At 68.9% G+C, this 25,848-nt stretch carries 22 protein-coding genes; 2 read left to right on the top strand and 20 right to left on the bottom strand.

Annotated elements, in window-relative coordinates; translation table 11 throughout:
• Nucleotides 1–550: 550 nt before the first annotated feature.
• The 20 genes from nuoN to AFR_RS01675 form a co-directional block, all read right to left on the bottom strand.
• Nucleotides 551–2,083 (bottom strand): NADH-quinone oxidoreductase subunit NuoN, encoded by a 1,533-nt coding sequence (gene nuoN, locus AFR_RS01770; RefSeq protein ID WP_023357576.1) that lies wholly within the window; start codon nucleotides 2,081–2,083, stop codon nucleotides 551–553.
• Nucleotides 2,084–2,085: 2 nt separating this feature from the next.
• A complete protein-coding gene (locus AFR_RS01765; protein WP_023357575.1) occupies nucleotides 2,086–3,624 on the bottom strand; it encodes an NADH-quinone oxidoreductase subunit M in 1,539 nt (512 codons plus the stop codon).
• Nucleotides 3,621–5,546 carry an NADH-quinone oxidoreductase subunit L gene (gene nuoL, locus AFR_RS01760; RefSeq protein ID WP_023357574.1) on the bottom strand — a complete coding sequence of 642 codons (1,926 nt, stop codon included), beginning with the start codon at nucleotides 5,544–5,546 and terminating at the stop codon, nucleotides 3,621–3,623. The genes AFR_RS01765 and nuoL overlap by 4 nt, the downstream gene beginning before the upstream one ends.
• 12 nt (nucleotides 5,547–5,558) lie before the next feature.
• Nucleotides 5,559–5,858: an NADH-quinone oxidoreductase subunit NuoK gene (nuoK, locus tag AFR_RS01755; RefSeq protein WP_023357573.1), complete on the bottom strand. Its 300-nt coding sequence runs from the start codon at nucleotides 5,856–5,858 to the stop codon at nucleotides 5,559–5,561.
• The gene (locus tag AFR_RS01750; RefSeq protein WP_023357572.1) at nucleotides 5,855–6,622 is read right to left on the bottom strand and encodes an NADH-quinone oxidoreductase subunit J; all 768 of its coding nucleotides are present in this window, start codon (nucleotides 6,620–6,622) and stop codon (nucleotides 5,855–5,857) included. Before AFR_RS01750 ends, nuoK begins: the two co-directional genes overlap by 4 nt.
• Nucleotides 6,619–7,275: an NADH-quinone oxidoreductase subunit NuoI gene (gene nuoI, locus AFR_RS01745; protein WP_023357571.1), complete on the bottom strand. Its 657-nt coding sequence runs from the start codon at nucleotides 7,273–7,275 to the stop codon at nucleotides 6,619–6,621. The genes AFR_RS01750 and nuoI overlap by 4 nt, the downstream gene beginning before the upstream one ends.
• A 1-nt stretch (nucleotide 7,276) precedes the next feature.
• Nucleotides 7,277–8,668 carry an NADH-quinone oxidoreductase subunit NuoH gene (gene nuoH / locus AFR_RS01740; protein WP_041840514.1) on the bottom strand — a complete coding sequence of 464 codons (1,392 nt, stop codon included), beginning with the start codon at nucleotides 8,666–8,668 and terminating at the stop codon, nucleotides 7,277–7,279.
• 2 nt (nucleotides 8,669–8,670) lie between these two features.
• A complete protein-coding gene (locus AFR_RS01735; protein WP_023357569.1) occupies nucleotides 8,671–11,145 on the bottom strand; it encodes an NADH-quinone oxidoreductase subunit G in 2,475 nt (824 codons plus the stop codon).
• The gene (nuoF, locus tag AFR_RS01730; RefSeq protein ID WP_023357568.1) at nucleotides 11,145–12,461 is read right to left on the bottom strand and encodes an NADH-quinone oxidoreductase subunit NuoF; all 1,317 of its coding nucleotides are present in this window, start codon (nucleotides 12,459–12,461) and stop codon (nucleotides 11,145–11,147) included. The genes AFR_RS01735 and nuoF overlap by 1 nt, the downstream gene beginning before the upstream one ends.
• The gene (gene nuoE / locus AFR_RS01725) at nucleotides 12,458–13,564 is read right to left on the bottom strand and encodes an NADH-quinone oxidoreductase subunit NuoE (RefSeq protein WP_023357567.1); all 1,107 of its coding nucleotides are present in this window, start codon (nucleotides 13,562–13,564) and stop codon (nucleotides 12,458–12,460) included. The genes nuoF and nuoE overlap by 4 nt, the downstream gene beginning before the upstream one ends.
• Nucleotides 13,565–14,890 (bottom strand): NADH-quinone oxidoreductase subunit D, encoded by a 1,326-nt coding sequence (locus AFR_RS01720; protein ID WP_023357566.1) that lies wholly within the window; start codon nucleotides 14,888–14,890, stop codon nucleotides 13,565–13,567. It abuts the gene before it with no gap.
• Nucleotides 14,887–15,504, bottom strand: a complete 618-nt coding sequence (locus AFR_RS01715) for an NADH-quinone oxidoreductase subunit C (RefSeq protein ID WP_084298316.1) — start codon at nucleotides 15,502–15,504, stop codon at nucleotides 14,887–14,889. The genes AFR_RS01720 and AFR_RS01715 overlap by 4 nt, the downstream gene beginning before the upstream one ends.
• 71 nt (nucleotides 15,505–15,575) lie before the next feature.
• Nucleotides 15,576–16,247, bottom strand: a complete 672-nt coding sequence (locus AFR_RS01710; protein WP_023357564.1) for a NuoB/complex I 20 kDa subunit family protein — start codon at nucleotides 16,245–16,247, stop codon at nucleotides 15,576–15,578.
• Nucleotides 16,248–16,252: 5 nt separating this feature from the next.
• Nucleotides 16,253–16,618 carry an NADH-quinone oxidoreductase subunit A gene (locus tag AFR_RS01705; protein WP_023357563.1) on the bottom strand — a complete coding sequence of 122 codons (366 nt, stop codon included), beginning with the start codon at nucleotides 16,616–16,618 and terminating at the stop codon, nucleotides 16,253–16,255.
• Nucleotides 16,619–16,697: 79 nt separating this feature from the next.
• The gene (locus tag AFR_RS01700) at nucleotides 16,698–17,996 is read right to left on the bottom strand and encodes a geranylgeranyl reductase family protein (RefSeq protein ID WP_023357562.1); all 1,299 of its coding nucleotides are present in this window, start codon (nucleotides 17,994–17,996) and stop codon (nucleotides 16,698–16,700) included.
• Nucleotides 17,997–18,094: 98 nt separating this feature from the next.
• Nucleotides 18,095–18,388 (bottom strand): hypothetical protein, encoded by a 294-nt coding sequence (locus AFR_RS01695; RefSeq protein WP_023357561.1) that lies wholly within the window; start codon nucleotides 18,386–18,388, stop codon nucleotides 18,095–18,097.
• Nucleotides 18,389–18,439: 51 nt separating this feature from the next.
• Nucleotides 18,440–19,090, bottom strand: coding sequence for a demethylmenaquinone methyltransferase (locus AFR_RS01690; protein ID WP_238547318.1), 651 nt, complete (start codon nucleotides 19,088–19,090; stop codon nucleotides 18,440–18,442).
• Nucleotides 19,091–19,451: 361 nt separating this feature from the next.
• Nucleotides 19,452–20,219, bottom strand: a complete 768-nt coding sequence (locus tag AFR_RS48325; protein ID WP_023357559.1) for a DUF4253 domain-containing protein — start codon at nucleotides 20,217–20,219, stop codon at nucleotides 19,452–19,454.
• Between the two features lie 19 nt (nucleotides 20,220–20,238).
• Nucleotides 20,239–21,480 (bottom strand): cyclic dehypoxanthinyl futalosine synthase, encoded by a 1,242-nt coding sequence (gene mqnC / locus AFR_RS01680; protein WP_023357558.1) that lies wholly within the window; start codon nucleotides 21,478–21,480, stop codon nucleotides 20,239–20,241.
• Between the two features lie 33 nt (nucleotides 21,481–21,513).
• On the bottom strand, nucleotides 21,514–22,269 hold the full coding sequence (locus tag AFR_RS01675; RefSeq protein ID WP_023357557.1) for a TetR/AcrR family transcriptional regulator: 756 nt from the start codon (nucleotides 22,267–22,269) through the stop codon (nucleotides 21,514–21,516).
• Between the two features lie 62 nt (nucleotides 22,270–22,331).
• Here AFR_RS01675 and AFR_RS01670 point away from each other — a divergent pair, with 62 nt between their 5' ends.
• Nucleotides 22,332–22,712 carry a VOC family protein gene (locus tag AFR_RS01670; RefSeq protein WP_023357556.1) on the top strand — a complete coding sequence of 127 codons (381 nt, stop codon included), beginning with the start codon at nucleotides 22,332–22,334 and terminating at the stop codon, nucleotides 22,710–22,712.
• Nucleotides 22,713–22,767: 55 nt separating this feature from the next.
• On the top strand, nucleotides 22,768–25,848 hold the full coding sequence (locus AFR_RS01665) for a DEAD/DEAH box helicase (protein ID WP_041840513.1): 3,081 nt from the start codon (nucleotides 22,768–22,770) through the stop codon (nucleotides 25,846–25,848).

Here is a 25,848-nt window from a genome sequence, read left to right as displayed (position 1 = left end):
GGCCCTCAGGGAGCCCGCGTAGGACCAACTTTGATGAAGTCGGGCCCTCAGGGAGCCCGCGTAGGACCAACTTCGATGAAGTCGGGCCCTCAAGGAGCCCGGAAGGACCAACCTCAATGAAGTCGGGCCCACAAGGAGCCCGCGTAGCACCAACCTCAATGAAGTCGGGCCCACAAGGAGCCCGGGAAGGGCCGACTTCGATGAAGTTGGGTCAGGGTGCGGCTCTTGGGGAGCACGGAGCTGGCAGGGTGCGGGTGCCCGGTTATGAGCCGCTGGGCGATTGGGTGGCCGGGCCCGGTCTCGGCGTGAGCGACGGTCAGTGCCATGCAACCAGGCACGAACATGCCCTGCCTTTGACGGGCACGCCCTTGACGGGCACCGCGAGCCTCTCAACAGCCACGACACGCCTCGCCTCCGACGGGCAACGACGTGCCTCGCTTTCGACGGGACGACATGTCCTGGCCTGGAGTTTGATTTGCACCGGCCGGGAGTAAACGGCAAAAGGCCCCGACCGGAACCCGGTCGGGGCCTTCGTGCAAGTCGCCGCGAGTTATCGGACGAATTGGGCTGCGTCGTTGGTGAGGTCCAGGAGCGGGGCCGGGACGACGCCCAGGGCGAGCGTTGCGATGACGCCGATCACCAGGGCGGCCGAGGTGAGGAAGCCGGGGATGGAGACCGACGGGGTGCTTTCGCCCGGCTCGGAGAGCCACATCATGACGATCACCCGGAGGTACGGGAACGCCAGGATCATGCTCGTGATGACGCCGAAGATGACGAGCCAGGTTTGCCCGCCGTCGATGGCTGCGCCGAAGACCGCGAACTTGCTCGTGAAACCGCTGGTCAGCGGGATGCCGGCGAAGGCCAGCATGATGAAGGAGAAGACGCCGGCGAAGAGGGGGCTTTTGCGGCCCAGGCCGGCCCACCTGGAGAGGTGGGTTGCTTCGCCGTCGGCGTCGCGGACCAGGGAGACGATGCCGAAGGCGGCCAGGACGGAGAAGCCGTAGGCGACCAGGTAGAACATCGTGCTGGACAGGCCCTCCTTGTTCAGCGCCAGGACGCCTACCAGGAGGTAACCGGCGTTGGCGATGGAGGAGTAGGCCAGGAGGCGCTTCATGTCGGTCTGGGTGACCGCCAGGATGGCGCCGGTCAGCATGGTCAGGACGGCGATGACGCCGAGGACCGGCTGGTAGTCCCAGCGGACGCCGTCGAAGGCCACGTAGAGGATGCGGAGGAGGGCGCCGAAGGCGGCGACCTTGGTGCAGGCCGCCATGAGGGCCGTGATCGGGGTGGGGGCGCCCTGGTAGACGTCCGGGGTCCAGACGTGGAAGGGGGCCGCCGCGCTCTTGAAGAGCAGGCCGATCGAGACGAGGGCCAGGCCGCCGAAGAGGAGGACTTCGCTGCGGTTGGGGTCGGCTACGGCCGTGTGGATGGCGGCGAGGTCGACCGCGCCGGCGAAGCCGTAGATGAGGGCCACGCCGAACAGGAAGAACGCTGAGGCGTACGAGCCGAGGAGGAAGTACTTGAGGGCGGCTTCCTGGCTCAGGAGGCGACGGCGGCGGGCCAGTGCGCACAGGAGGTACAGCGGCAGGGAGAAGACCTCGAGGGCCACGAACATGGTCAGGAGGTCGTTCGCTGCAACAAACAGGAGCATGCCGCCGAGGGCGAAGACGGTCAGCGGGTAGACCTCGGTGGCGCCGGGCTGGCCGCCCGCCTGCTTGAGGTCCTTCTGCGAGCCGACGGTGATGGCCGCCTGGGAGACGAAGGCGCCGCCCTGCTCGACCGAGCGTTCGCCGATCAGCAGGAGCGAGACCATGCCGAGGAGCAGGATCGAGCCCCACAGGAAGACGGTCGGGCCGTCGACGGCGACGGCGCCGCCGATGGTGACGACCCGGTTGTTGCGGCCCAGGATGACCGCGACCAGGGCGGCGACCAGGGCGAGGAGGGCCAGGCCGAGCTGGATGCCGTGGCGGCGCTGCTTCGGGATGATGGCCTCGAAGAGGATGCCGAGGCACGCCGCTCCGAAGAGGATCAGCATCGGCGCCAGGGCGCCATAGCTGATGTCGGGCAGTTTGAGGTCTCCCATGGCTACGGCGCCACCCTTCCGTTCGCGACCGCCGTCGGTGCGGGATCGGTCGTGCCGATGTCCTGCATGGTTGCCTCGACTGCCGGGTTGATCACATCGGTGACAGGCTTCGGGTAGAAGCCGAGGATCAGGAGCAGGAGCACCAGCGGCGCGACGACGATCTTCTCGCGCAGCGTGATGTCCTTGTGCATGGCCGGCACCTCGGTCAGGGCCGGGTTGAGCGTGCCCTGCGTGGTGCGCTGCACCATCCAGAGCACGTAGGCCGCAGCCAGGATGATGCCGACCGTGGCGATGACGGCGTAGACCTTGTGCACCGTGAACGTGCCGATCAGCACCAGGAACTCGCTGACGAACGGCGCGGTGCCGGGCAGGGCCAGCGAGGCCAGACCGGCGAAGAACAGCACGCCCGCCAGGACCGGCACGAGCTTGCCGGCGCCGCCGAAGTCGCTGATCAGGGCCGAGCCGCGGCGGGCCACGAACATGCCGACGACCAGGAACAGCAGGCCGGTCGCCAGACCGTGGTTGACCATGTAGAGCACCGAGCCGGTACCCGCCTGCGTGGTGAAGGCGAAGATGCCGATGCCGATGAAGCCGAAGTGGGCGATCGACGTGTACGACACCAGACGCTTCAGGTCGTGCTGACCGACCGCCAGGAGTGCCGCATAGATGATGCCGATCACGCCCAGGATCAGTGCCGCCGGGGCGAACCAGCGCGACGCCTCCGGGAACAGCGGGAGGCAGTAGCGCAGGATGCCGAACGTGCCGACCTTGTCCAGCACACCGACCAGCAGGGCGGCGGCCGGAGCCGGAGCGGCGACACCGGCGTCGGGCAGCCAGGTGTGGAACGGGAAGAACGGCGCCTTGACCGCGAACGCGATGAAGAAGCCGAGGAACAGCCAGCGGGCGGTGTTGGTGTCGAACGCCGCCGAGACGTCGCTGAGCTTCTGCCAGTCGAAGGTGTGACCGCCGACGACCCACAGGCCGATGACCGCCGCCAGCATGAAGAGACCGCCGACGAGCGAGTACAGGAAGAACTTCACCGCGGCGTACTGGCGACGGGCGCCGCCGTACGAGCCGATGATGAAGTACATCGGCACGAGCATGACCTCGAAGAACACGTAGAACAGGAACACGTCGGCGGCCGCGAAGACGCCGATCATCGTGCACTCGAGGGCGAGCAGCAGGGCGAAATACGTCGGCACCGAGCGCTTGCTCTCGTCGACGTCGTGCCAGGAGGCCAGGATCACCGCGGGCACCAGGACCGCGATCAGCATGAGCATCACCAGGGCGATGCCGTCCGCGGCGAAGGTGAACCGGGCGTCCCAGGTCGGGATCCACTGGTACGACTCGCGGAACTGGAAGCGGTCGCCGCCGGCCTCGAAGACGATCCACATGACGACGCTCAGCGCGAGGACGAGCAGCGACCAGACCAGTGCCACCGTCTTGGCCAGCTGCGCCCTGGTCTTGGGGATGAAGGCCACCACTGCCGCGCCCACCAGGGGGAACAGCGTCAGGATGGACAGGAACGGAAAGTCGGTCACGCCAACCATCCCAACTGGATCGCGAGGAAGGCACCGACGACCAGGACTACGCCGGTGAGCATGGACAACGCGTACGAGCGGACGAAGCCCGTCTGCAGCCTGCGCAGGCGGCCCGAGCTACCGCCGACGGTGGCCGCGAGGCCGTTCACCGCGCCGTCGATGCCCTTGCTGTCGAGGTAGACCAGCGCGCGGGTCAGGTAGATGCCCGGCCGTTCGAAGACGGCCTCGTTGAAGGCGTCGGTGTAGAGGTTGCGACGGGCCGCCGTGACCAGAACGCCCGCGGGCTGCTCCTGCTCGGCGGTGCCGTTGCGGAAGAGCGCCCAGGCCAGTCCCGCACCCAGCACGGTGATGACCAGCGACAGCACCGTGATCAGGCTGTGCGGGATCACCGCCTCGTGCTCGACGTGCTCGCCGCCGAAGGTCGCCTCGAGCCAGTCCGGCACGACGCTGGCCATCAGGAAACCGGCGCCGATCGAGCCGAGAGCCAGCAGCATCAGCGGGATCGTCATGATGAACGGCGACTCGTGCGGCTCGTGGATGTCCTCGGTCCAGCGCTTGCGACCGTGGAAGGTGAGCAGGAACAGCCGCGTCATGTAGAAGGCGGTGAGGCCGGCACCCAGCAGGGCAGCCATACCGAACAGCCAGGAGGTCCAGTCGCCGCGCTCGAAGGCCGCCGCGATGATCGGCTCCTTGGAGAAGTACCCGGACAGCGGTGGAATGCCGATGATGGCGAGCCAGCCCATCATGAACGTGATCCACGTGTACGGCATGTACTTGCGCAGCCCGCCGAAACGCCGGATGTCGACCTGGTCGTGCATGCCGTGCATGACCGAGCCGGCGCCGAGGAACATGTTCGCCTTGAAGAAGCCGTGCGCGAGCAGGTGGATGATGGCCAGCGCGTACGCGCCACCGCCGAGCCCGACGCCGAGGAACATGTAACCGATCTGGCTGACCGTCGACCAGGCGAGGACGCGCTTGATGTCGTCCTTGGCCGAGCCGATGATGCAGCCGAGCAGCAGGGTGAGCGCACCGACGCTGACCACGATCGTCTGGAGCGTGGCGTTCGCCGAGAAGATCGCGTTGGAGCGGGCGATCAGGTAGACGCCGGCGGTGACCATCGTCGCGGCGTGGATGAGGGCCGAGACCGGGGTCGGGCCCTCCATCGCGTCCGGGAGCCACGCCTGCAGCGGGAACTGACCGGACTTACCGGCGGCGCCGAGCAGCAGCAGAATGCCGAGGATCAGGACGGTGCCGCCGGAGAGCGCGGTGACGCCGTTGAACACCTCGTCGTACTGGGTGGTGCCCAGCGTGGCGAACATCAGGAAGATGCCGATGGCCAGGCCGGCGTCGCCGACCCGGTTCATCAGGAACGCCTTCTTGCCGGCGGTGGCCGCCGACGGCCGGGTGTACCAGAACGAGATCAGCAGGTACGACGCCAGACCGACGCCCTCCCAGCCGAAGTAGAGCATCACGTAGTTGTTGCCGAGGACCAGCAGCAGCATCGCGGCGACGAAGAGGTTGAAGTAGGCGAAGAACTTCCGCCGGCCCTCGTCGTGCTCCATGTAGCCGACCGCGTACAGATGGATCAGCGAGCCGACACCGGTGATCAGCAGGACGAACACGCCGGAGAGCGGGTCGAAGAGCAACCCGAAGTCCACGTGCAGTCCGCCGACCGCGATGAAGTCCCACAAACTCTGTTCCGCCGAGCGGGCCTCGGGGTCGAGGCCGCGCAGGCTGAAGAACATCGACAGGCCGAGGACAAAGGTCGAGGCGACCGCCAGGACGCCCAGCCAGTGCCCCCACTTGTCGGCCTTCTTGCCGAGCAGAAGCAGGACCGTGGCGCTGGCGAGCGGAATGGCCACCAACAGCCAGATTCCGCTCAGCAGCCCCGTCGCGTGGGCATACTCCACTGTCTGTTCCACGTGAAGGCCCCTTTAGTACTTGAGGAGGTTGGCGTCGTCGACGCTTGCCGAGCGCCGAGTCCGGAAGATCGACATGATGATGGCGAGCCCCACCACGACCTCCGCCGCGGCCACGACCATCACGAAGAACGAGATGATCTGGCCGTCGAGCGTGCCGTTGATGCGGCTGAAGGTCACCAGCGCGAGGTTCGCGGCGTTCAGCATCAGCTCGATGCACATGAACAGCACGATCGCGTTGCGGCGGACCAGGACGCCGGCGGCGCCGATGGTGAACAGGATCGCCGCGAGTACGAGGTAATAGTCCGGAGTCACTTCTCTGTCCTCTTCGGTGCGGCCTCGCTGGAGGTCAGCTCGCGCACGGGCAGGATCGGCGAGATGCTGCGCTCGGAGCCGTTGCCGTCGGGCAGCCGGGCCGGCACAGCGACCGACATGGTGTTCGCGTAGACGCCCGGGCCGGCCTTCGGTCCGGGGTACGAGCCCGGGCGGAAGCGCGCCTTCATGCGCGTGACCTGGTCGGCGATGTCTTCCTTCGCCTGCTCGACGTGCGCGAGCACCATCGCACCGACCGCTGCGGTGATCAGCAGCGCGGAGGTGACCTCAAAAGCGAAGACGTACTTGGTGAACAGCAGCCGGGCGATGCCCTGGACGTTGCCGGCGGCGTTGGCCTCGGCCAGTCCGACCACCTCGGTGCCGCCCAGCGAACGGGCCAGACCCGTCGCGACGAGCACACCGAAGGCGACACCCAGCAGGATGGCCGCGATCCGCTGCCCGCGCAGGGTCTCGATCAGCGAGTCGGACGCGTCCCGGCCGACCAGCATCAGCACGAACAGGAACAGCATCATGATCGCGCCGGTGTAGACGATGATCTGCACCGCCCCGAGGAACGGGGCCTGGTTGATCACGTAGATGAAGCCCAGGCAGAGCATGGTGACGACCAGCCAGAGCGCGGAGTGCACCGCGTTGCGCGCAACGACCATGCCCAGGGCGCCGATGACGGCGAGTGAACCCAGGATCCAGAAACCCCAGGCCTCACCGGTGGAGACCTGACCGGCCGCCTCGGCCGCGATCGAGATCATCGGGCCACCTCCTTGGGCTGATCGGCTGCGTCGTCGCGGCGCAGCGTCCCCGCCGTCTCCGGCCGGTCACCCGGGGTACCCGCGGTCGAGGCGTCGTCGGTGCCCCGCTCGGACGAGGGGACCCGCTCCGCCCCGGCCGAGGTGCCCGGGTTGGTCAGCGCGCCGAGGTAGTAGTCCTTGTCGGTCTCGCCGAGCCGCATCGGGTGCGGCGGCTGCTCCATGCCGGGCAGCAGCGGCGCCAGGAGCTCCTTCTTGGTGAAGATGAGGTCCTGGCGGCTGTCCCGGGCCAGCTCGTACTCGTTGCTCATGGTCAGCGAACGGGTCGGGCAGGCCTCGATGCACAGACCGCAGAAGATGCAGCGCGCGTAGTTGATCTGGTAGATGCTGGCGTACCGCTCACCCGGCGAGAAGCGCTGCTCGTCGGTGTTGTCGCCACCCTCGACGTAGATCGCGTCGGCCGGGCAGGCCCAGGCGCACAGCTCGCAGCCGATGCACTTCTCCAGGCCGTCCGGGTGCCGGTTGAGGATGTGCCGCCCGTGGTAGCGCGGCGCCGGCGTCGGCGGTGTGAACGGATAGTCGGTCGTGATGACCTTGCGGAACATGTGCGCGAAGGTCACTCCGAAGCCCTTGAACGAGCCCGTGAACGTTCCCACGTCACACCTCCTTGTCTGACGTGTTGTCGTCCGGGCTGGGGGTCATGCCGCCGACCGTGGCCGGTTGGCGTTCGGCGACGGCACGGCGCGCCCGTGGGCTGGGAGGCACCTGCAGATCCATCGGAGGTACGGGGAAGCTGCCCGGCGGGCGGGCGGCCAGCTGTTCCTCGATGGAGTATTCGCGTGGTTTCTTGCTGGCCGGCCAGAGCAGGGCGATGCCGAGCACGACCACCGCCGCCACGATGTAGACCAGGAAGCGGGCACCGCCCTCGATCCGGTCGTTGGTGACCCGGACACCGGCCAGGAAGAGGATCCAGACCAGGTTGACCGGGATCAGCACCTTCCAGCCGAAGCGCATGAACTGGTCGTAGCGCATGCGGGGCAGGGTCGCCCGGAGCCAGATGAAGCCGAAGAGCAGCAGCAGCACCTTGCCGAGCCACCAGATCAGCGGGAACCAGCCGCTGTTGGCGCCTTCCCACCAGCTGATCGGCCACGGTGCGCGCCAGCCGCCGAGGAACAGCGTCGTCGCGAACGCCGAGACGGTGATCATGTTGATGTACTCGGCCAGGAAGAACAGCGCGAACTTGAACGACGAGTACTCGGTGTGGAAGCCACCGACCAGCTCGGACTCGGCCTCGGGCAGGTCGAACGGCGCCCGGTTGGTCTCACCGACCGCCGCGATGCAGTAGATGATGAAGCTGGGCAGCAGCAGGACGGCGTACCAGCTCGGCGGGGTCGGGCTCCACCCGAAGATGTCGAACGCCTCGGTCGGGTTGTTGCCCGCCTGAGCAGCGACGATCTGCGAGGTCGACATCGTGCCGGCGGTCATGAAGACCGCGACGATCGACAGACCCATCGCGACCTCGTACGAGATCATCTGCGCGGCCGACCGGAGACCACCGAGCAGTGGGTAGGTCGAACCGGACGCCCAGCCGGCCAGCACAACGCCGTAGACGGCCATCGAGGAGCAGGCGAGCAGCACCAGCACCGAGATCGGCACGTCGGTGAGCTGCAGTGCGGTCTTGTGCCCGAACATCGACACGACCGGCCCGAACGGGATCACCGAGAACGCCGTGAACGCCACCGTCGCCGAGATCACCGGGGCGATGAAGTACACCACCTTGTCGGCGGTCTTCGGGATGATCTCCTCCTTGAACGGCAGCTTGACGCCGTCCGTGAGGCTCTGCAACCAGCCCTTGGGGCCGACCTGGTTGGGGCCCGGCCGGACCGCCATCCGGGCCACGACCTTGCGCTCGTAGTTGATCGTGAAGAGCGTCAGCAGCAGCAGGATGACGAACACACCCAGCAGCTTGATGAGGACGATCCACCAGACGTCGTTCTCGAACGTCTGCAGGGTCGGATCCTCCGCGTTGGCGAGGATCATCGAGGTCATCACTAGTTGTTCGCCCCCTGAGCGAGGATCGGACCCGGCTTGCCGGCGCTGAGCCGGACCACCGCACCCGAGGTGACGCCGAGGCTGCGACGCAGCGTCGAGCCCGGCGAGTTCGTGGGCAGCCACACCACCTGCGGGGGCAGATCGGTGATCGCCGCCGGCAACGTGATCCCGCCGCGGTCGGTGCTGACCGTGACGGCGTCGCCGTCGGCCACGCCGAGCGACTCGGCGAGACCCTTGCCCAGGCGGACCACGCTCGGGCGGGCCGTGCCGGCCAGCGCCTCGTCGCCGTCCTGCAGCGAACCGAGGTCGAGCATCTGGTGCCAGGTGGCGAGCAGCGCCTCCTGGGCGGACGGCTTGCGCACGGCCACCGGCTCGACGGCCGGCAGCGTCGGGCGGGCCGACCGGCTCGCGGGCATCGCGCCCAGCTCGCGGCGGATCGCACCGACGTCGCCCGTGCCGAGCGTGACGTCCATCAGCGCCGCCACGGCCTCGAGGACCCGGCCGTCGGTCATCGCGGTGGTGTTGAGCACCGTCTCGAAGGTCCGCAGGCGGCCCTCCCAGTTGATGAACGTGCCGGGCTTCTCGGCCGCCGGGGCGATCGGGAAGACCACGTCGGCGCGGCGGGTGACCGCGCTCTGCCGCAGCTCCAGGCTGACGATGAACGGCACTGCGTCGAGCGCCTGCTCGGCGAGGCGCGGGTCGGTCAGGTCGGCGGGGTCGACACCGGCGACCAGCAGGCCACCGAGCTCACCCGCGGCGGCGGCCGCGATGATCGCGTCGCCGTCCCGGCCGGACGTGCCGGGCAGCACGGCGGAGTCGACGTCCCAGGCCCGGGCCAGCTCGCCCCGCGCCTGCTCGTCGGTGACCGGGCGGCCACCGGGGAGCAGGTTGGGCAGGCAGCCCGCGTCGACCGCACCACGGTCGCCGGCGCGGCGCGGGATCCAGGCGAGTCGCGCCCCGGTCCGCTCGGCCAGCTTCGCGGCGGACGACAGACCACCGGGCGTCTCCACCAGGCGCTCGCCGACGATCAGCAGAGCACCGGGCGCGGCGAGTGCCGCGGCGATGGTGCCGTCGGTGTCGAGCAGCCGGGCCTCGTCGCCGGGCAGGGCCGTCACGAGTGCGGCGTTCAGCTTCTCGAAGCCCCGGCTCAGGTACGGCGCCACGGCCGTGACCTTCAGCTTCTTCTTCAGCGCGCCCTTGCGCAGGCGCAGGAAGAGGATCGCGGCCTCCTCCTCGGGCTCGAGCCCGACGATGACCGCCGAGGTCGCGTTCTCCACGTCCTCGTACGTCACGTCGGTGACCCCGGCGACCGAAGCGGCCAGGAAGTCGGCCTCCTCGGCGCTGTGCGGGCGGGCCCTGAAGTCGATGTCGTTGGTGCCGAGCGCGACCCGGGCGAACTTCGCGTACGCGTACGCGTCCTCGACCGTGAGGCGGCCGCCGGTGAGCACACCGACGCCCTTGCCCTTGGCGGCCTGCAGACCCTCGGCGGCCGCGAGAAGCGCCTCGCTCCAGGAGGCCTCGCGGAGCTCACCGGTGCCGGCGTCGCGGATCAGGGGGTTCATGATGCGGTCGTGCGCGGTGGCGTAGCGGAAGGCCCAGCGGCCCTTGTCGCAGTTCCACTCCTCGTTGACCGCCGGGTCGTCGCCGGCCAGGCGCCGCAGCACCTTGCCCCGCCGGTGGTCGACACGGCTCGCGCAGCCGCCGGCGCAGTGCTCGCAGACCGACGGCGAGGAGACCAGGTCGAACGGGCGGGCCCGGAACCTGTACTGCTCGCCGGTCAGGGCGCCGACCGGGCAGATCTGGATCGTGTTGCCCGAGAAGTACGAGTTGAACGGGACGTCACCCTCGCCGTCGCCGGCCTGGCCGTCACCGAAGCCCTCGCCGCCGAAGAAGTCGTCGCGGTAGACGTTGATCTGCTCACCGGACGAGCGGTCCATCAGGTCGATGAACTTGTCGCCGGCGATCTCCTCGGAGAACCGCGTGCAGCGCTGGCAGAGGATGCACCGCTCACGGTCCAGCAGCACCTGGCTGGAGATGTGGATCGGCTTCTCGTACTCACGCTTGTGCTCGTGGAAGCGCGAGTCGACACGGCCGCTCGACATCGCCTGGTTCTGCAGGGGGCATTCGCCGCCCTTGTCACAGGTCGGGCAGTCCAGCGGGTGGTTGGCCAGCAGCAGCTCCATCACGCCGCCCTGCGCCTTCTCGGCGACCGGCGAGGTGAGCTGCGTCTTGACCACCATGCCCTCGGCCACCGTCTGGGTGCAGGAGGCGACCGGCTTGCGCTGGCCCTCCACCTCGACCAGACACTGGCGGCAGGCGCCGGCGGGCGCGAGCAGCGGGTGGTCACAGAACCGCGGGATCGCGGTGCCCATCCGCTCGGCGACCCGGATGACCAACTCGCCCTTGGCCGCGGTCACCTCGACGCCGTCGATGGTGAGCGTGACGGTGTCGGTCTTCTTGGCAACGTCCGTCATCAGTGCGCTCCTACCAGGGCCTTCTCGGACAGCCGCGGAGCGGTCCGGCCCTCGATGTAGTCCAGGTAGTCCTGGCGGAAGAACTTCAGCGTCGACATGACCGGCGTCGCGGCACCGTCGCCGAGACCGCAGAACGAACGGCCGAAGATGTTGTCGGCGGTGTCCTGGAGGGTGTCCAGGTCCTGGTGGGTGCCCTGACCGGAGAGGATCCGCCGGTACGTCCGCACCATCCAGTAGTTGCCCTCACGGCACGGGGTGCACTTGCCGCAGGACTCGTGGTGGTAGAACTCCAGCCAGCGCCAGGTCGCGTAGACCGGGCAGTCCTGGTCGGAGAAGATCTGCATCGCCGTGGTGCCCAGGATCGAACCCGCGGCGGCGACACCCTCGAAGTCCATCGCCGTGTCGATGTGCTCGGCGGTCAGCAGCGGCGTCGAGGAGCCACCCGGCGTCCAGAACTTCAGGGTGTGGCCGGGCTGCATGCCGCCCGCGAGCTCGATCAGCTCGCGCAGGGTGATGCCGAGACCGCACTCGTACTGGCCGGGGTTCACCACGCGGCCGGACAGCGAGTAGATCATCGGGCCGGACGACTTCTCCGTGCCCATGCTCTTCCACCAGTCCGCGCCGCCCAGCACGATGTACGGGACGCTCGCGATGGTGCCGACGTTGTTGACGACCGTCGGGCTCGCGTACAGGCCGGCGACCGCGGGAAACGGCGGGCGCAGCCGGGGCTGGCCGCGGAAGCCCTCGAGCGAGTCGAGCAGCGCCGTCTCCTCGCCACAGATGTACGCACCTGCGCCGCTGTGCACGACCAGGTCCAGGTCGAACCCGGAGCCGAGGATGTTCTCGCCGAGGTAGCCCTTGGCGTAGGCCTCCTTGACGGCGTTGCGCAGCCGGCGGGCGGCGTGCACGGCCTCGCCGCGGATGTAGATGAACGCCCGGCTGGCCCGGATCGCGTAGGCCGCGATGATCGCGCCCTCGACGAGCGAGTGCGGGTCGTACGTCATCAGGGGCAGGTCCTTGCAGGTGCCCGGCTCGCCCTCGTCGGCGTTGATGACGAGGTAGTGCGGCTTGCCGTCGCCCTGCGGGATGAAGCCCCACTTGAGACCGGTCGGGAAGCCCGCGCCGCCGCGGCCGCGCAGGCCCGAGTCCTTGATCAGCTGGATCAGGTCGTCGGGGTGCACGTCCAGCGCCTTGCGGACGGCCGCGTACCCGTCGAGCCGCTCGTACGTGTCGATCTTCCAGGCGTCCGGCGACAGCCAGCGCTTGGTGAGGACGGGGGTGAGCTTCTGGAGCACCTCGCGCCGTGGCTGAGTCACTTCTTCTCCTCGTTGCCGCGGCTGTCACCGGCAGGCTTGCCGTCGCCGGCCGCCTGGTTGTCGGCGAGACCGGCCGCCTCGGCCGGGTTCGACGGGACAGCCGTGCCCGGCTTGGTCGTGCTGGGGTCGGGCGCCGGGGTGGAGGCGTCCGGGTTGCGCTGCTCGCCGGTGCGGACCTCGGGGTCCTTGACGTCGCCGGCCTTCGTGGTGGTGCCCGCCTTGCGGTGCTCCACCTTGTCGACGACCGTCGCCGCCACGGCCTTGACGGCCTCGGCAGCCTTGCGCGCGACACCGGCCACCTTGCCGGTCTCGGCGTCGTTCGTGGTGGAAGCCGAACGCGGGCCCGGGTCCTTGACGGCCTTGGCGGACTCGTCACGGGCCGGCTTCGTGGTCGTGATCGGGGTGTCGATGTTGAAGTTCGCCACCGCGATGCCGTGCTCCTGCGCAAGGCTCACACCGCGGAGCGTGGGCGCACCGGCGGGACCGTCCCCGACCGCACCCTCGCGCTCCTCGTCGAAGCCCGCCAGCTGGAACTGCATCTCCTTGAGCGAGCAGATGCGCGCACCGCGGGTCGGCGTGACCTGCTCGCCGGCGCGGAGCTTCTCGACCAGGTCGACCGCGGCCTGCGGCGACGTGTTGTCCACCGCGAAGTCGTAGTTGACCGTCACGACCGGCGCGTAGTCGCAGGCCGCGAGGCACTCGGCGTGCTCCAGCGTGATCTTGCCGTCGGCCGTGGTCTCGTCGTGGCCGACGCCGAGGTGCTCGACGAGACCGTCGTAGACCTCCTGGCCGCCCATGACGTTGCACAGCGTGTTGGTGCAGACGCTGACGAGGTACTCACCGGTCGGGCGGCGCTTGTACATCGTGTAGAACGTCGCCACCGCGCCGACCTGGGCCTTGTTGATGCCCAGGACCTCGGCGCAGAACGCGACACCGCGGGGGCTGACGTGCCCCTCCTCGGTCTGCACGAGGTGCAGCAGCGGGAGCAGCGCCGAGCGCTCGCGCCCGATGGGGTAGCGAGCGATGATCTCGAGGGCTGGTTCCAGGAGCTTCTCGGCCAGCGGCGCTGCGCTCGGGGAGAAGTCCACCGTGGTTTCTGACATTTAGCGGTCACACCCACCCATCACGGGGTCCAGGGACGCGCCGCCGGCGATGACGTCGGCCAGCAGCGCACCTTCCGCCATCGCGGGGATGGCCTGGAGGTTCACGAAGCTCGGGTCACGCATGTGCACGCGGTAGGGATGCGTGCCACCGTCGGAGACCGCGTGCACGCCGAGCTCGCCGCGCGGGTGCTCGATACCGACGTAGACCTGGCCCGGGGGGACCCGGAAGCCTTCGGTCACGAGCTTGAAGTGGTGGATCAGCGATTCCATCGACTGACCCATGATCTTGGCGACGTGCTCGAGCGAGTTGCCCATGCCGTCGAGACCCACGGCGAGCTGGGCCGGCCACGCGATCTTCTTGTCGGCGATCATCACCGGGCCCGGCCTGAGCCGGTCCAGCGCCTGCTCGACGATCTTCAGCGACTCGCGGATCTCCGCCATACGGACCAGGTAGCGGCCCCAGACGTCGGCGGTCTGCGCGGTCGGAACGTCGAACTCGTAGTTCTCGTAACCGCCGTACGGCATCGTCTTGCGGAGGTCCCAGGCCAGGCCCGCCGAGCGCAGCACCGGGCCGGTGACACCCAGCTGCAGGCAGCCGGTCACGTCGAGCACGGCGACACCCTGGGTGCGCTCCTGCCAGATGACCTGGCCGGAGAGCATGGCCTCGTATTCCTTGAGCTTCTTTGGCAGGTACACGAGGAGATCGCGGATCTTCTTGATCGCCGAGTCGGGAACGTCCTGCGCGACACCGCCCGGGCGGAAGTACGCGTGGTTCATCCGCAGACCGCTGGTCTCCTCGAAGATGTCGAGGATGTACTCACGCTCGCGGAAGCCGTACAGCATCATCGAGATCGCGCCGAGCTCCATGCCCGTGGTGGCGATCCAGACCAGGTGCGACGAGATGCGGTTGAGCTCCATGAAGAGCACCCGGATCGTCTGCGCCCGCTCGGTGATGTCGTCGGTGATGCCGAGCAGCTTCTCGACCGCGAAGCAGTACCCGGCCTCGTTGAACAGCGGCGCCAGGTAGTCCGCGCGGGTCACGAACGTCGTGCCCTGCGTCCAGTTCCGGTATTCGAGGCTCTTCTCGATGCCGGTGTGGAGATAGCCGATGACCGGGCGGACCTCGGTGACGGTCTCGCCCTCGAGCTCGAGGACCAGCCGCAGCACGCCGTGCGTCGACGGGTGCTGCGGGCCCATGTTGACAACGATCTTCTCGTTGCTGAGCGGGTCGACGGCACCGGTGACCGTGTCCCAGTCACCGCCGCTGATGTTGAAGACGCGCCCTTCGGTGGTCTCCCGCTCGGTCGCGTATCCGGGTGTCGTCACTGGTAGACCCTCCGCTGGTCCGGCGGCGGAATTTCGGCGCCCTTGTACTCGACGGGAACGCCGCCGAGCGGATAGTCCTTGCGCTGCGGGAAGCCTTCCCAGTCATCCGGCATGAGGATCCGGGTGAGGTTGGGGTGACCGGTGAAGACGACCCCGAACATGTCGTAGGTCTCCCGTTCCTGCCAGTCGGCGGTCGGGTAGACGCTGGTCACGCTGGGCAGGCTGCCACCGGCCGGGATGGCCGCCTCGAGGCGGACCCGGCGGCGGTAGGTCATCGACATCAGCTCGTAGACGATGTGCAGCCGGCGCGTGTCGGAGGCGAGGTAGTCCACGCCCGACACCGACGAGCACAGCTCGAAGCGCAGCGACTCGTCGTCACGCATGATCTGTGCGACCTCGGCGATCCGCTCCGGCGCGATGTACAGGGTCAGCTCACCCCGGTCGACGACGACCTTCTCGATCGCGTCGGCGAAGGCCGGGTAGGCCTCCTCGAGCGCGTCGTGGACCTCGTCGAAGTAGCTGCCGAACGGGCGCGGGCTGTCGGCGCTGGTCGGCCGCCGGCGGACGAGGCCACCGAAGCCGGACACGTCACCGCTGCCGGTGATGCCGAACATGCCCTTCTGGGGGTTGTCCGGGATCTCCGCGGGCGCGCCCAGCTGGGCACCTTCGGGATTCTGTTCGACGCTCACTTGCCACCCTCCCGCAGGTGCGGCTGCAGCTTCATCCAGTTCTCGATGCGGAGCTGCTCCTCGCGACCTTCCTTGACGGCCTGCGTCCACTCGGCCCGGCGGGCCTTGTCCACGCGGTACGAGGAGGGCATGGCGCCGGGAGCGACGAGCGGCAGCTTGCCCTCGGCCCGGCGGGCCTCGAGCATCTTGCGGCCGTTCGGGCCGAGCGGCGCGGCCATGACCTTCTCGCGCATCTTGAGGATCGCGTCGATCAGCATCTCGGGCCGCGGCGGGCAACCGGGCAGGTAGATGTCGACCGGCACGATGTGGTCGACGCCCTGCACGATCGCGTAGTTGTTGAACATGCCGCCCGAAGAGGCGCAGACGCCCATCGAGATGACCGAGCGCGGCTCGGGCATCTGGTCGTAGATCTGCCGCACGACCGGCGCCATCTTCTGGCTCACCCGGCCCGCGACGATCATCAGGTCGGCCTGCCGGGGCGAGGCCCGGAAGACCTCCATGCCCCAGCGACCGAGGTCGTAGTGCGGGCCGCCGGCGGCCATCATCTCGATGGCGCAGCAGGCGAGGCCGAAAGTGGCGCCCCAGAACGACGACTTGCGGGCCCAGTTGGAGAGCTTCTCCACGGAGGTCAGCAGAATGCCGCTCGGCAGCTTCTCTTCGATTCCCATGTCAATCAGTCCCAGTTGAGTCCGCCGCGTCGCCACACGTACGTGTAGGCGATGAAGACGGTGACGATGAAGAGGACCATTTCGACGAAGCCGAACAGGCCGAGTGCCTCGAAGGACACCGCCCACGGGTAGAGGAAGATGGTCTCGATGTCGAAGATGATGAAGAGCATCGCGGTCAGATAGAACTTGACCGGGAAGCGGCCGCCGCCGATGGGCTGGGGCGCCGGCTCGATGCCGCACTCGTAGGCCTCGAGTTTGGCCCGGTTGTAGCGCTTGGGACCCACGATCGGCGCGATCGACACCGAGAACAACGCAAAGAGCGCGCCGAGGATCAGCAGCCCGACGATCGGTACATAAGGATTGAGCGTCATGCTGTCTCCTGCTCGACTGTTAGCCGCTTCACACTATTAATCCGGATTCGCGTGGCGTCGACCGGGGTGGCCTGGATGTTCATACCGCCGGTGCAACCTTCGTCAGACCATTGATGATTCGGTCCATGGCGTCCCCGTCCCGCGGATCCGTCAGGTTGGCCAGGAGCTTGAGCACGAACCGCATCAGCGTCGGGTGCGGCATGCCGTGCTTGGTGGCGATCCGCATGATCTGCGGGTTGCCGATGAGCTTCACGAACACCCCACCGAGTCGGTAGTACCCACCAAAACGGATCTTCAACTCCGCGGGGTACGCCTGCAGCGCGCGTTCGCGGTCGGGGCCGGCGGGCCGGGCGAGCGCCTGGACGGCGACCTCCGCCGCCAGCTCGCCGGACTCCATCGCGTACGCGATGCCCTCGCCGTTCATGGGGTTGACCATGCCGCCCGAGTCGCCGACCAGCATGACGCCGCGCGTGTAGTGCGGGACGCGGTTGAAGCCCATCGGCAGGGCGGCACCGAGGATCGGGCCGTCCGCGTTGGCCTCGTCGCGCATGCCCCAGTCCTCGGGCGTCGTGCCGAGCCAGTCGGTGAGCATCGCGCGGTAGTTGGTCTTGCCGAAGGCGCTCGACGAGTTGAGGATGCCCAGGCCCACGTTGACCCGGCCGTCACCCAGACCGAAGATCCAGCCGTACCCGGGGAGCAGCCGCTCGCGGTCCTGGGCGCTGCGCAGCTCCAGCCAGGACTCCAGGTAGTCGTCGTCGGCGCGGGCGGGCGACTGGTAGTAGCGCCGGACGGCCACACCGATCGGCCGGTCGTCGCGCTTGGCGAGGCCCATCGCGAGAGGGAACTTGCCGGACACACCGTCCGCCGCGACGATCAGCGGCGCGCGATACTGGACGGGTTCCTTACCGGGACCGACCCTGGCCTCGACCCCGATCGCGCGGCCGTCCGCGTCGAGCACGGGTCCGGTCACGTTGACCCCGGTACGCAGCAGCGCGCCGGCTTCGACCGCGCGCTTGGCCAGCATGTCGTCGAAGTCGAGGCGGGTACGGACCAGGCCGTAGTTGGGGAAGCTGGCGAGCTCGGGCCAGTCGAGCTCGAGGCGTACGCCGCCGCCGATCACCCGCAGTCCGCGATTGTGGAGCCAGCCGGCCTTCTCGGAGGTGTCCACACCCATCCGGATCAGCTGGCGGGTCGCGCGTGGAGTGAGGCCGTCACCGCAGACCTTCTCGCGCGGGAACTCGGTTTTTTCGAGCAGCAGCACGCGCAGGCCGTGCCGGGCCATGTGGTACGCCGCGGCTGAGCCACCCGGCCCTGCCCCGACAACGATCACGTCGGCCTCGTCGGCGACGGTTCCTCCTGCTGTAGCGAGGTCGTTCACGGCTCACCTCCGTCAAGCGCGGGCTCGTGAAACAGTTCACAAGCCAGCCCAGTCCGGAGTCTAAGACGGCCATCGAAGCGAATGGGGGTTAGGGAACCCTAACTGTTTCCGTATGGTGAAATGCCCGCTCCGTGACCGTTCCTGCTCTTCTCGAGTGCCCGCTCTGCGACCTCGCGGGCGACTCCGTCCAGGTGCTCCGAAAACGTACCGCCCATCGCGGCGTCCAGCGCGACGATCAGCTCATCCACCAGCTGCTGTGCATGTTCCGGGTCCGTGACGGCCACCTGCCGGATACGATGCGCCAGCTCCAGGGCCCGGCGCTCGCCCTCGTCGCGGTCGTCGATCGGCACGTCGATATCGGAGTCGTCGACCAGATAGTCGATTGTCGTCATGGAACCCAGCTAAACACCCCGCACCGTCTGGAAACGGGCAAACGCTGTTTTTCAGCTCTTCGTGGCGCGATGCAGGGCGGCGATGCCCCCGGTGAGGTTCCGCCAGCCGACCCGCGACCACGGCCCGGCCGCCGCGATGCGGCCCGCCAGACCCTCCTGGTCCGGCCAGGCGCGGATCGACTCGGCCAGATAGACGTACGCGTCAGGGTTGCTCGACACCCCGCGGGCCACGACCGGCAAGCTCCGCATCAGGTACGACAGATAAACCGTCCGGAACGCGGTGTTGGTGGGGTGGCTGAACTCGCACACCACCAGGCGCCCGCCCGGCCGGGTCACCCGGGCCAGCTCCCGCAGCGCCGCACCGGTGTCGACGACGTTGCGCAGGGCGAAGGAGATCGTCACCGCGTCGAACGCCTCGTCGGGGAACGGCAGCTTGAGGGCATCGCCGGCGACCAGGGGAACCGTCCGGCCGCTGCTCCGGCCCGCACGCAGCATGCCCGTCGACAGATCGGCGCCGACCGCGAACGCCCCGGAGCGTCCCAGCTCCTCGGTGGAGATGCCGGTGCCCGCACCGACGTCGAGGACCCGCTCGCCCGGCCGCAACCCCAGAGCCGCCCGCGTCGCCCGGCGCCAGCCACGGTCCTGCCCGAAGGAGAGCACCGTGTTGGTCAGGTCGTACCGCTGGGCCACGCCGTCGAACATCTCGGCGACCTCGTGCGGCTGCTTGTCCAGATCTGCGCGCGTCACAATTCGAGATTGTCCCACCCGGGCATACAGAACGGGCGGGATGGTGACCCATCCCGCCCGTGCCTCGTGCGTTATATATACGACCGCCATCGGTCGGGTCCGACCCCGCCGCCGACGGTCATGAGTCGTGGCGACGCTTCAGTGTTGCGGTGTTACGCAGGCAACGTAACCAGCGGGAACAGGGCTTACCAGGGAGACGCGCAGCTCGTTACCGAGGAGCAATCCGCCCCTGCACACTTCACTGACCCGTACCTGACCGAATGGGCCACCCGGACGGTCGTACGGCCCATCGAGCCCCCTCATTTTCATCGGTCCGTCAGTCCCACCAGAACGACCAGTGATCCGCCGGGGCCTGCCGGCGGGCGACATCGACGGGATCACCGAGTTTCTGCGCGAGGTCACCGCAGTAGACCCACTGCTCGATCGCACACTTTGCCGTTTCCAGCGGCGTGACCGGTGGCCGGGTGACAGCCAGCTCGAGCTGGCTGCCGCCCGCGAAGTAGAGGTCCGCGCCGTACTTGTGGTGCCAGAGCCGGTAGACCGCGACGTGGTCCTCGATGGTCAGGTCGGGATGCCATTCCGCGCCGAACCAGTTCGCGGGCCGGATCAGCCCGGGGACGAGCGCCGGGATCTCGTACCCGGCGGTGGCCTGGACGAGCAGGACTTCGTACTCCCCCTCGGCCGAGGTGTAGATGCGGCGACCGGGCGGACGGGTCGTGACCGGGACCAGCTCGGCGGCGAGCAGCTCCGGGTCGTGCTCGCGGAACTCCTCGATCTCGCTGCCCGGGTATTCCTCCAGGCCCCAGCCGATCACCGACCGGGTGAGCAGCTCCATCCGTTCCGCGGGGTCGACCTCCAGGGCGCGGGCCAGCGCTTCCGGGCCCTGGATGTCGTTCGAATATTCGAAGGAGTCCTCCGCCACGACGGCCGCGCCCCAGGTCAGCAGCGGGTACCACCCGGTGTGGCGGTGCTCGGCCCGCAGCTGACGCCAGACCTGGTGGTGGTCGGCCGGGATGACGGCGCTCATCAGCGGCACCCCGCCGGCGGTCGTCCACTCCTGGACCTCGGTCAGGCCCGGCAGCATCTGCCCACTCCCCGCTGGGTCAGGAGACGTCGACGAGCGGGAGCTCGGTGCGGCCCGCGCCGCCACCAGGCATCGCGGTCGACGAGAAGTGCGAGACCACACGGTCGTCGGTCGGGTCGTCGGCCGGCGTCGTGTGCACCGCGAGGTGACGGTAGAGGGTGTCCCGCTGCGCCGGGATCCGTCCCGCTGTGCGGATCATCCAGATCAACTCGTGCAGGTTGGACCGGTGCCGGGCGCCCGCCGAGGAGATGACGTTCTCCTCGAGCATGATCGAGCCGAGGTCGTCGACACCGAGGTGCAGGGCGAGCTGACCGACGTCCTTGCCGGTGGTCAGCCACGACGCCTGCAGGTGCGAGACGTTGTCGAAGAAGAGCCGCGAGACGGCGATGAAGCGGAGGTATTCCAGCGTGGTGGCCTGCGTGCGGCCCTTGAGGTGGTTGTTCTCCGCCTGGTAGGTCCACGGGATGAACGCCCGGAAGCCGCCCACGCTGCCCTCGGCCTCGACGGCGGAGTCGGTGTAGCCGTTGGCCACGGCCAGGTCCTGCACGTCGCGGATCATCCGGATGTGCTCGATGCGCTCGGCGTTGGTCTCGCCGGTGCCCATCATCATCGTGGCGGTGGAGCTCAGGCCGTTGCGGTGAGCGACGGCCATGACCTCGAGCCAGCGCGCACCCGACTCCTTGAGCGGAGCGATCGCCTTGCGCGGCCGGTCGGGCAGCATCTCGGCGCCGGCACCGGCGATGGAGTCGAGACCCGCCGCCTTGATCCGCAGGACCGCCTCCTCGATGGAGACACCCGAGACCTTCGCCATGTGCAGGATCTCGCTCGGGCCGATCGAGTGGATGGCCAGCTGCGGGTAGGCCTGCTTGACCGACGAGAACAGCGTCTCGTAGTAGTCGACTCCGTAGTCGGGGTGGTGACCGCCCTGCAGCATCACCTGCGTCGCGCCGAGATCGACCGCCTCGCCGCAGCGGTGCAGGATCTCCTCCATGGGGTGCGACCAGCCCTCGGAGTGCTTCGGCGCCCGGTAGAAGGCACAGAACTTGCACGCCGTGACGCAGACGTTCGTGTAGTTGATGTTGCGGTCGATCAGGTAGGTGACGATCCCGTCCGGATGCCGCCGCCGCCGGACCGCGTCCGCCGCCTCGCCGAGGGCGTGGAAGGGCGCGTCGGTGTAGAGCAGCAACGCCTCCTCAGGCGTGATCCGCCCGCCGTCGGCACCGCGCTGCAGGATGCTGTCGATCTCCTGGTTCGCCGTCACGCCTCGAAGACTACGTCCCGCCCGTGGCACCCGTCAGCGGCGCGGGTCACTGGCCCGCCGCTCGATCAGCACGCCGAGACCGTCCAGGACACGTTCGAGACCGAACACGTACGCGTGGGTGGGGTTGAAGGCGCCGCCCAGCTCGGCGCCCGCCGCGGCCCCGATGCGCACGGCGGTCGGGTAGGCATGGGTGTCGAAGACCTTGGCCAGCAGCGGGCCGCTCTCCTCCCACCACTGCTGATCACTCTGCGCGCTGCGCTCCGCGTCCAGCCGGGCGTCCTCGGCGGCCCGCGCCGCGGCCTGCACGAACCCCAGCAGATAGGTCAGCGCCGAGTCGGTCTCCACGTCGTCGAGCCCGGTGCCGGCAAAGGCGCGCAGCTCGTGCTCGTATTTCGCCATCAGGCCGGGACCCAGCGGCGGCCGGCTGCGGGACAGCCCGGCGGCCCAGGGATGGCTCGCGTAGAGCAGGCGATTTTCCTCCGCCACCGCCAGCAGCCGCTCGCGCCAGGGCGCCTCGGGCCGGTCCTCCCGTGACATCCGCAGGTAGATCGTGTCGAGCATGAGGTCGAGCAGCGCGGCCTTGTCGGGGACGTAGGTGTAGAGCGTCATGGGCACCACGCCCAGCTCCTGGGCGACGCGGCGCATGCTCACGGCCTCGAGACCCTCGGCATCCGCCAGCGTGATGGCCGCGTCGATCACCTGGGCCACGGTCAGGCCCTTCTTGCGGCCACGCCGGCTCTCCGGCTCCTCGAACCAGAGCAGGTCGATGGTGCGTCGCGCCTCGGCCACGGGGTGGCGCTCCTTTCCTGTACGGCGTATCTTATACAGCGTCCAACTAATCGGGGGTTCACGTGCGCATCTCTTCGTCCGCCGTCTCACTCACCGTCGACGACGTCACCGCATCGAGCAAGTTTCTCGTCAACCACTTCGGCTTCAGCGAGCGGATGTCCGCCGACGGCTTCGTCTCCCTGGGCCGCGACGACGCCGGGGTCGACCTCGTGTTCCTCCGCCGGGGCATCGAGGTGCTGCCCGAGCCCCTCCGCGAGCAGCGGGCAGCCGGAGTGATCGTTGCCTTCGTGGTCGATGATCTGGAGGCCGAGCAGGAAAGGCTCCGCGGCGAGGGCGTCGAGATCACCCTCCCCTTGCGTGAGGAGCCGTGGGGCGAGCGCTTGTTCATGGTCGCCGATCCGAACGGCATCTCGTACGAGTTGGTCGAGTGGGCCGCCTCATGAGCCACCGGGGTGCTCAGTCGTTAACCTCGACAGGTCGATCGGAATCGGAGTGCCAGTGCTCGTCGTGCATGGCGTGTGGATCGCCGGTGAGTCAGCGCCCGGGAGGCTCGCCCTCTGGGCCGAGGATCCCGCGCTCCCGCTGACCTCTTCATCGCGGGCTCGTCGCCGCCCCCATCCCTTCGCCGTGCCGTCCGAGGCGCTCGCCGCGGCGCTGACCGGCTCGTCGGACGACCTCCGCGACATCCTGGCCAAGGCCGGCGCCGCCGAGGTCACTCTGCAGTTGCCGGGCACCGCCAAGGGCCCGCTGCCCTCGCCCGAGACCGGCAGCGAGGCACCTGGCAAAGGTCTGCGGCTCGGCGCCTGGGAGACGCCGGCGCTGGTCCTGCCCGCGGAGAGCGCGCTGGAGGCGCTCAGCGCGCTCGCGGAGCCCGACCCGGACGGACCGTGGAGCGCGGCGGTGTCGCTGCGCTACCTCTGCGTGCTGGCCGGACAGGCGTGCGACCTGGCCCGCCGCGGGCGGATGCTGCCCCAGCTGGTGACGGAGTCCGGGGTGCCGGCAGCGCGCTGGCAACCGGTGCTCACCGGCGCCGATGCCGCTTCCTACCGCGACTTCGCCGCCGCCCTGCCCCCGATCTGCCGCGCCGTCACCACCAGCGGTGGCACGACGGACGACGCCCCCTCCGATGCCGGCGGCAGCGGCGTCGGGCGGACGTTGCGGGATGCGCTCGAGGTGCTTGTCGACTCGGCGGCACGGCAGCTGATGCCTGAGCGGCTGATGGTCGGCATCCGGCCGGGGCCGAAGGCTCCACTCCCCGACCGCTTCATCGCCGCGCTAACCGCACCCGATCCGGCCTTGCCGGGGGCGCGGCCCGCCGAGGTCGCCGAGCTGGCCAAGCCCCTGATCGGGTGGTTGCGGGCGGCGCACGAGGCCAACGGGCCGATCCGGGTCAGCTTCCGGCTGGCCGAGCCACCGCCGGGTGAGGACGACTGGGCGCTGGACTTCGCCCTGCAGTCCGCGGACGACCCGAGTCTCTATCTGCCGGCGGCCGACCTGTGGACCGGAGCCCGGATGCCCGGGCTGCCCTCACAGCCCGACGAGACGCTGCTGGCCGGGCTGGGCCGCGCGGTGCGGTTGTTCCCGGCGCTGCACGAGGCGCTGCTCCGGGCGCAGCCCGACGCGATGACCCTGAGCACCAGCGAGGCCCACGAGTTCCTGCGGCAGTCCGCTCCCCTGCTGCAGGCGGCCGGGTTCGGCGTGCAGCTGCCGGCCTGGGCAGGGCGGAAGGCGGTCGGGCTCAAGCTCACCACCCGGACCCGCAGCAAGACGCCGTCCGGAAAGGCCGCGGCCGAGTCGGGATTCGGGCTCGATCAGCTGGTCGACTTCCGCATCGACCTGGTGATCGGCGAGGGCACGGTCAGCGCCGAGGAGCTGGCCGAGCTGGCACGGCTGAAGGTGCCGCTGGTGCGGATCCGTGGCCAGTGGGTCGAGCTGGACGATCGCCAGCTCAAGGCCGCGCTCAAAGCCGTCGGCCGCCGGCGTGAAGGTCAGCTGACCGCCGCCGAGGTGCTCCAACAGGTGGTCGACGGGGGTGAGGAGGATCTGCCCCTGGTCGAGGTGGACGCCGACGGCTCTCTCGGTGACCTGATCTCGGGCCAGGCCGCGGAACGACTGACACCCGTGCCGACACCGCCGGGTTTCCAGGGGACGCTGCGCCCCTACCAGGAGCGCGGGTTGTCGTGGCTGCACTTCCTGGCGCGGCTCGGGCTGGGCGGCATCCTGGCCGACGACATGGGTCTGGGCAAGACGGCGCAGACGTTGTCCCTGCTGCTCGCCGAGCGGCTCGACGCGGAGACACCGGTCGCACCGACCCTCCTGGTCTGCCCGATGTCGCTGGTCAGCAACTGGCAGAAGGAAGCCGCCCGGTTTGCGCCCAGCCTGCGGGTGCACGTGCACCACGGCGGCGGCCGCAAGCGCGACGAGGACTTCCGCGACACGGTGGCGGCGTCGGACCTGGTCGTCACCACGTACGGCACGGCTTTGCGTGACCTCGGGCTGCTGCGAGAGGTCCACTGGGGACGGATTGCCTGTGACGAGGCGCAGGCCATCAAGAACAGCGGCACCCGTCAGGCGCAGGCGGTGCGGGACATTCCGGCGCGTACGCGGCTGGCGCTGACCGGTACGCCGGTGGAGAACCATCTGGCCGAGCTGTGGTCCATCATGGAGTTCTGCAACCCGGGACTGCTCGGGCCGGCCAAGCGGTTCCGGCGGCGGTTCCAGGAGCCGATCGAGGTGCGCGGCGACGCCGACGCGACCGCAGCGCTCAAGCGTGCCACCGGTCCGTTTGTGTTGCGGCGCCTCAAGACCGACAAGTCGATCATCTCCGACCTGCCGGAGAAGAACGAGATGAAGGTCTGGTGCACGCTCACCGCGGAGCAGGCGACGCTCTACCAGGCCGTGGTCGAGGACATGATGGCCGTCATCGACGGCAGCGAGGGCATTCAGCGGCGGGGCAACGTGATCGCGGCGATGACCAAGCTCAAGCAGGTCTGCAACCACCCCGCGCACCTGCTCAAGGACGGATCGCGGCTGCCCGGGCGTTCCGGCAAGCTCGCCCGGCTGGAGGAGCTGACCGAGGAGATCATCGAGGACGGCGACAAGGCGCTGATCTTCACGCAATATGCGGAGTTCGGCACGATGCTCCAGCCCTATCTGGCCGCTCACCTCGACCGGCCGGTGCTGTGGCTCCACGGTGGACTGTCGAAGGCCAAACGCGACGAGCTGGTCGACCGCTTCCAGAACGACACCGAGCCGATGCTGTTCCTGCTGTCGCTCAAGGCAGCCGGCACGGGTCTCAACCTCACGGCGGCCAACCACGTCATCCACGTCGACCGCTGGTGGAACCCGGCAGTGGAAAACCAGGCCACCGACCGCGCGTTCCGCATCGGACAGTCACGCAACGTGCAGGTCCGCAAGTTCATCTGCACCGGGACGCTCGAGGAGAAGATCGACGCGATGATCGAGCGCAAGAAAGAGCTGGCGTCCGCGGTGGTGGGCACGGGCGAGGACTGGGTGACCAACCTCGACACCGATCAGTTGCGCGAGCTGCTGTCCCTCGACCCCGTGGCGGTGAGCTGA

The organism is Amorphoplanes friuliensis DSM 7358, assembly GCF_000494755.1.
In the GTDB taxonomy this organism is placed as follows: Bacteria; Actinomycetota; Actinomycetes; order Mycobacteriales; family Micromonosporaceae; genus Actinoplanes; species Actinoplanes friuliensis.
Note: the sequence above shows the minus strand (reverse complement) of the source record. Positions and strands in the feature narration are given on the sequence as shown.

Coding starts and splice junctions, on each gene's coding strand:
- nuoN (WP_023357576.1), bottom strand. CDS start 2,083: ATGGGAGACCTCAAACTGCCCGACATCAGCTATGGCGCCCTGGCGCCG.
- AFR_RS01750 (WP_023357572.1), bottom strand. CDS start 6,622: ATGATCTCGATCGCGGCCGAGGCGGCCGGTCAGGTCTCCACCGGTGAG.
- nuoH (WP_041840514.1), bottom strand. CDS start 8,668: ATGACCTCGATGATCCTCGCCAACGCGGAGGATCCGACCCTGCAGACG.
- AFR_RS01735 (WP_023357569.1), bottom strand. CDS start 11,145: ATGACGGACGTTGCCAAGAAGACCGACACCGTCACGCTCACCATCGAC.
- nuoE (WP_023357567.1), bottom strand. CDS start 13,564: ATGTCAGAAACCACGGTGGACTTCTCCCCGAGCGCAGCGCCGCTGGCC.
- AFR_RS01715 (WP_084298316.1), bottom strand. CDS start 15,504: ATGTTCGGCATCACCGGCAGCGGTGACGTGTCCGGCTTCGGTGGCCTC.
- AFR_RS01710 (WP_023357564.1), bottom strand. CDS start 16,247: ATGGGAATCGAAGAGAAGCTGCCGAGCGGCATTCTGCTGACCTCCGTG.
- AFR_RS01705 (WP_023357563.1), bottom strand. CDS start 16,618: ATGACGCTCAATCCTTATGTACCGATCGTCGGGCTGCTGATCCTCGGC.
- AFR_RS01695 (WP_023357561.1), bottom strand. CDS start 18,388: ATGACGACAATCGACTATCTGGTCGACGACTCCGATATCGACGTGCCG.
- AFR_RS01690 (WP_238547318.1), bottom strand. CDS start 19,090: ATGTTCGACGGCGTGGCCCAGCGGTACGACCTGACCAACACGGTGCTC.
- AFR_RS48325 (WP_023357559.1), bottom strand. CDS start 20,219: ATGCTGCCGGGCCTGACCGAGGTCCAGGAGTGGACGACCGCCGGCGGG.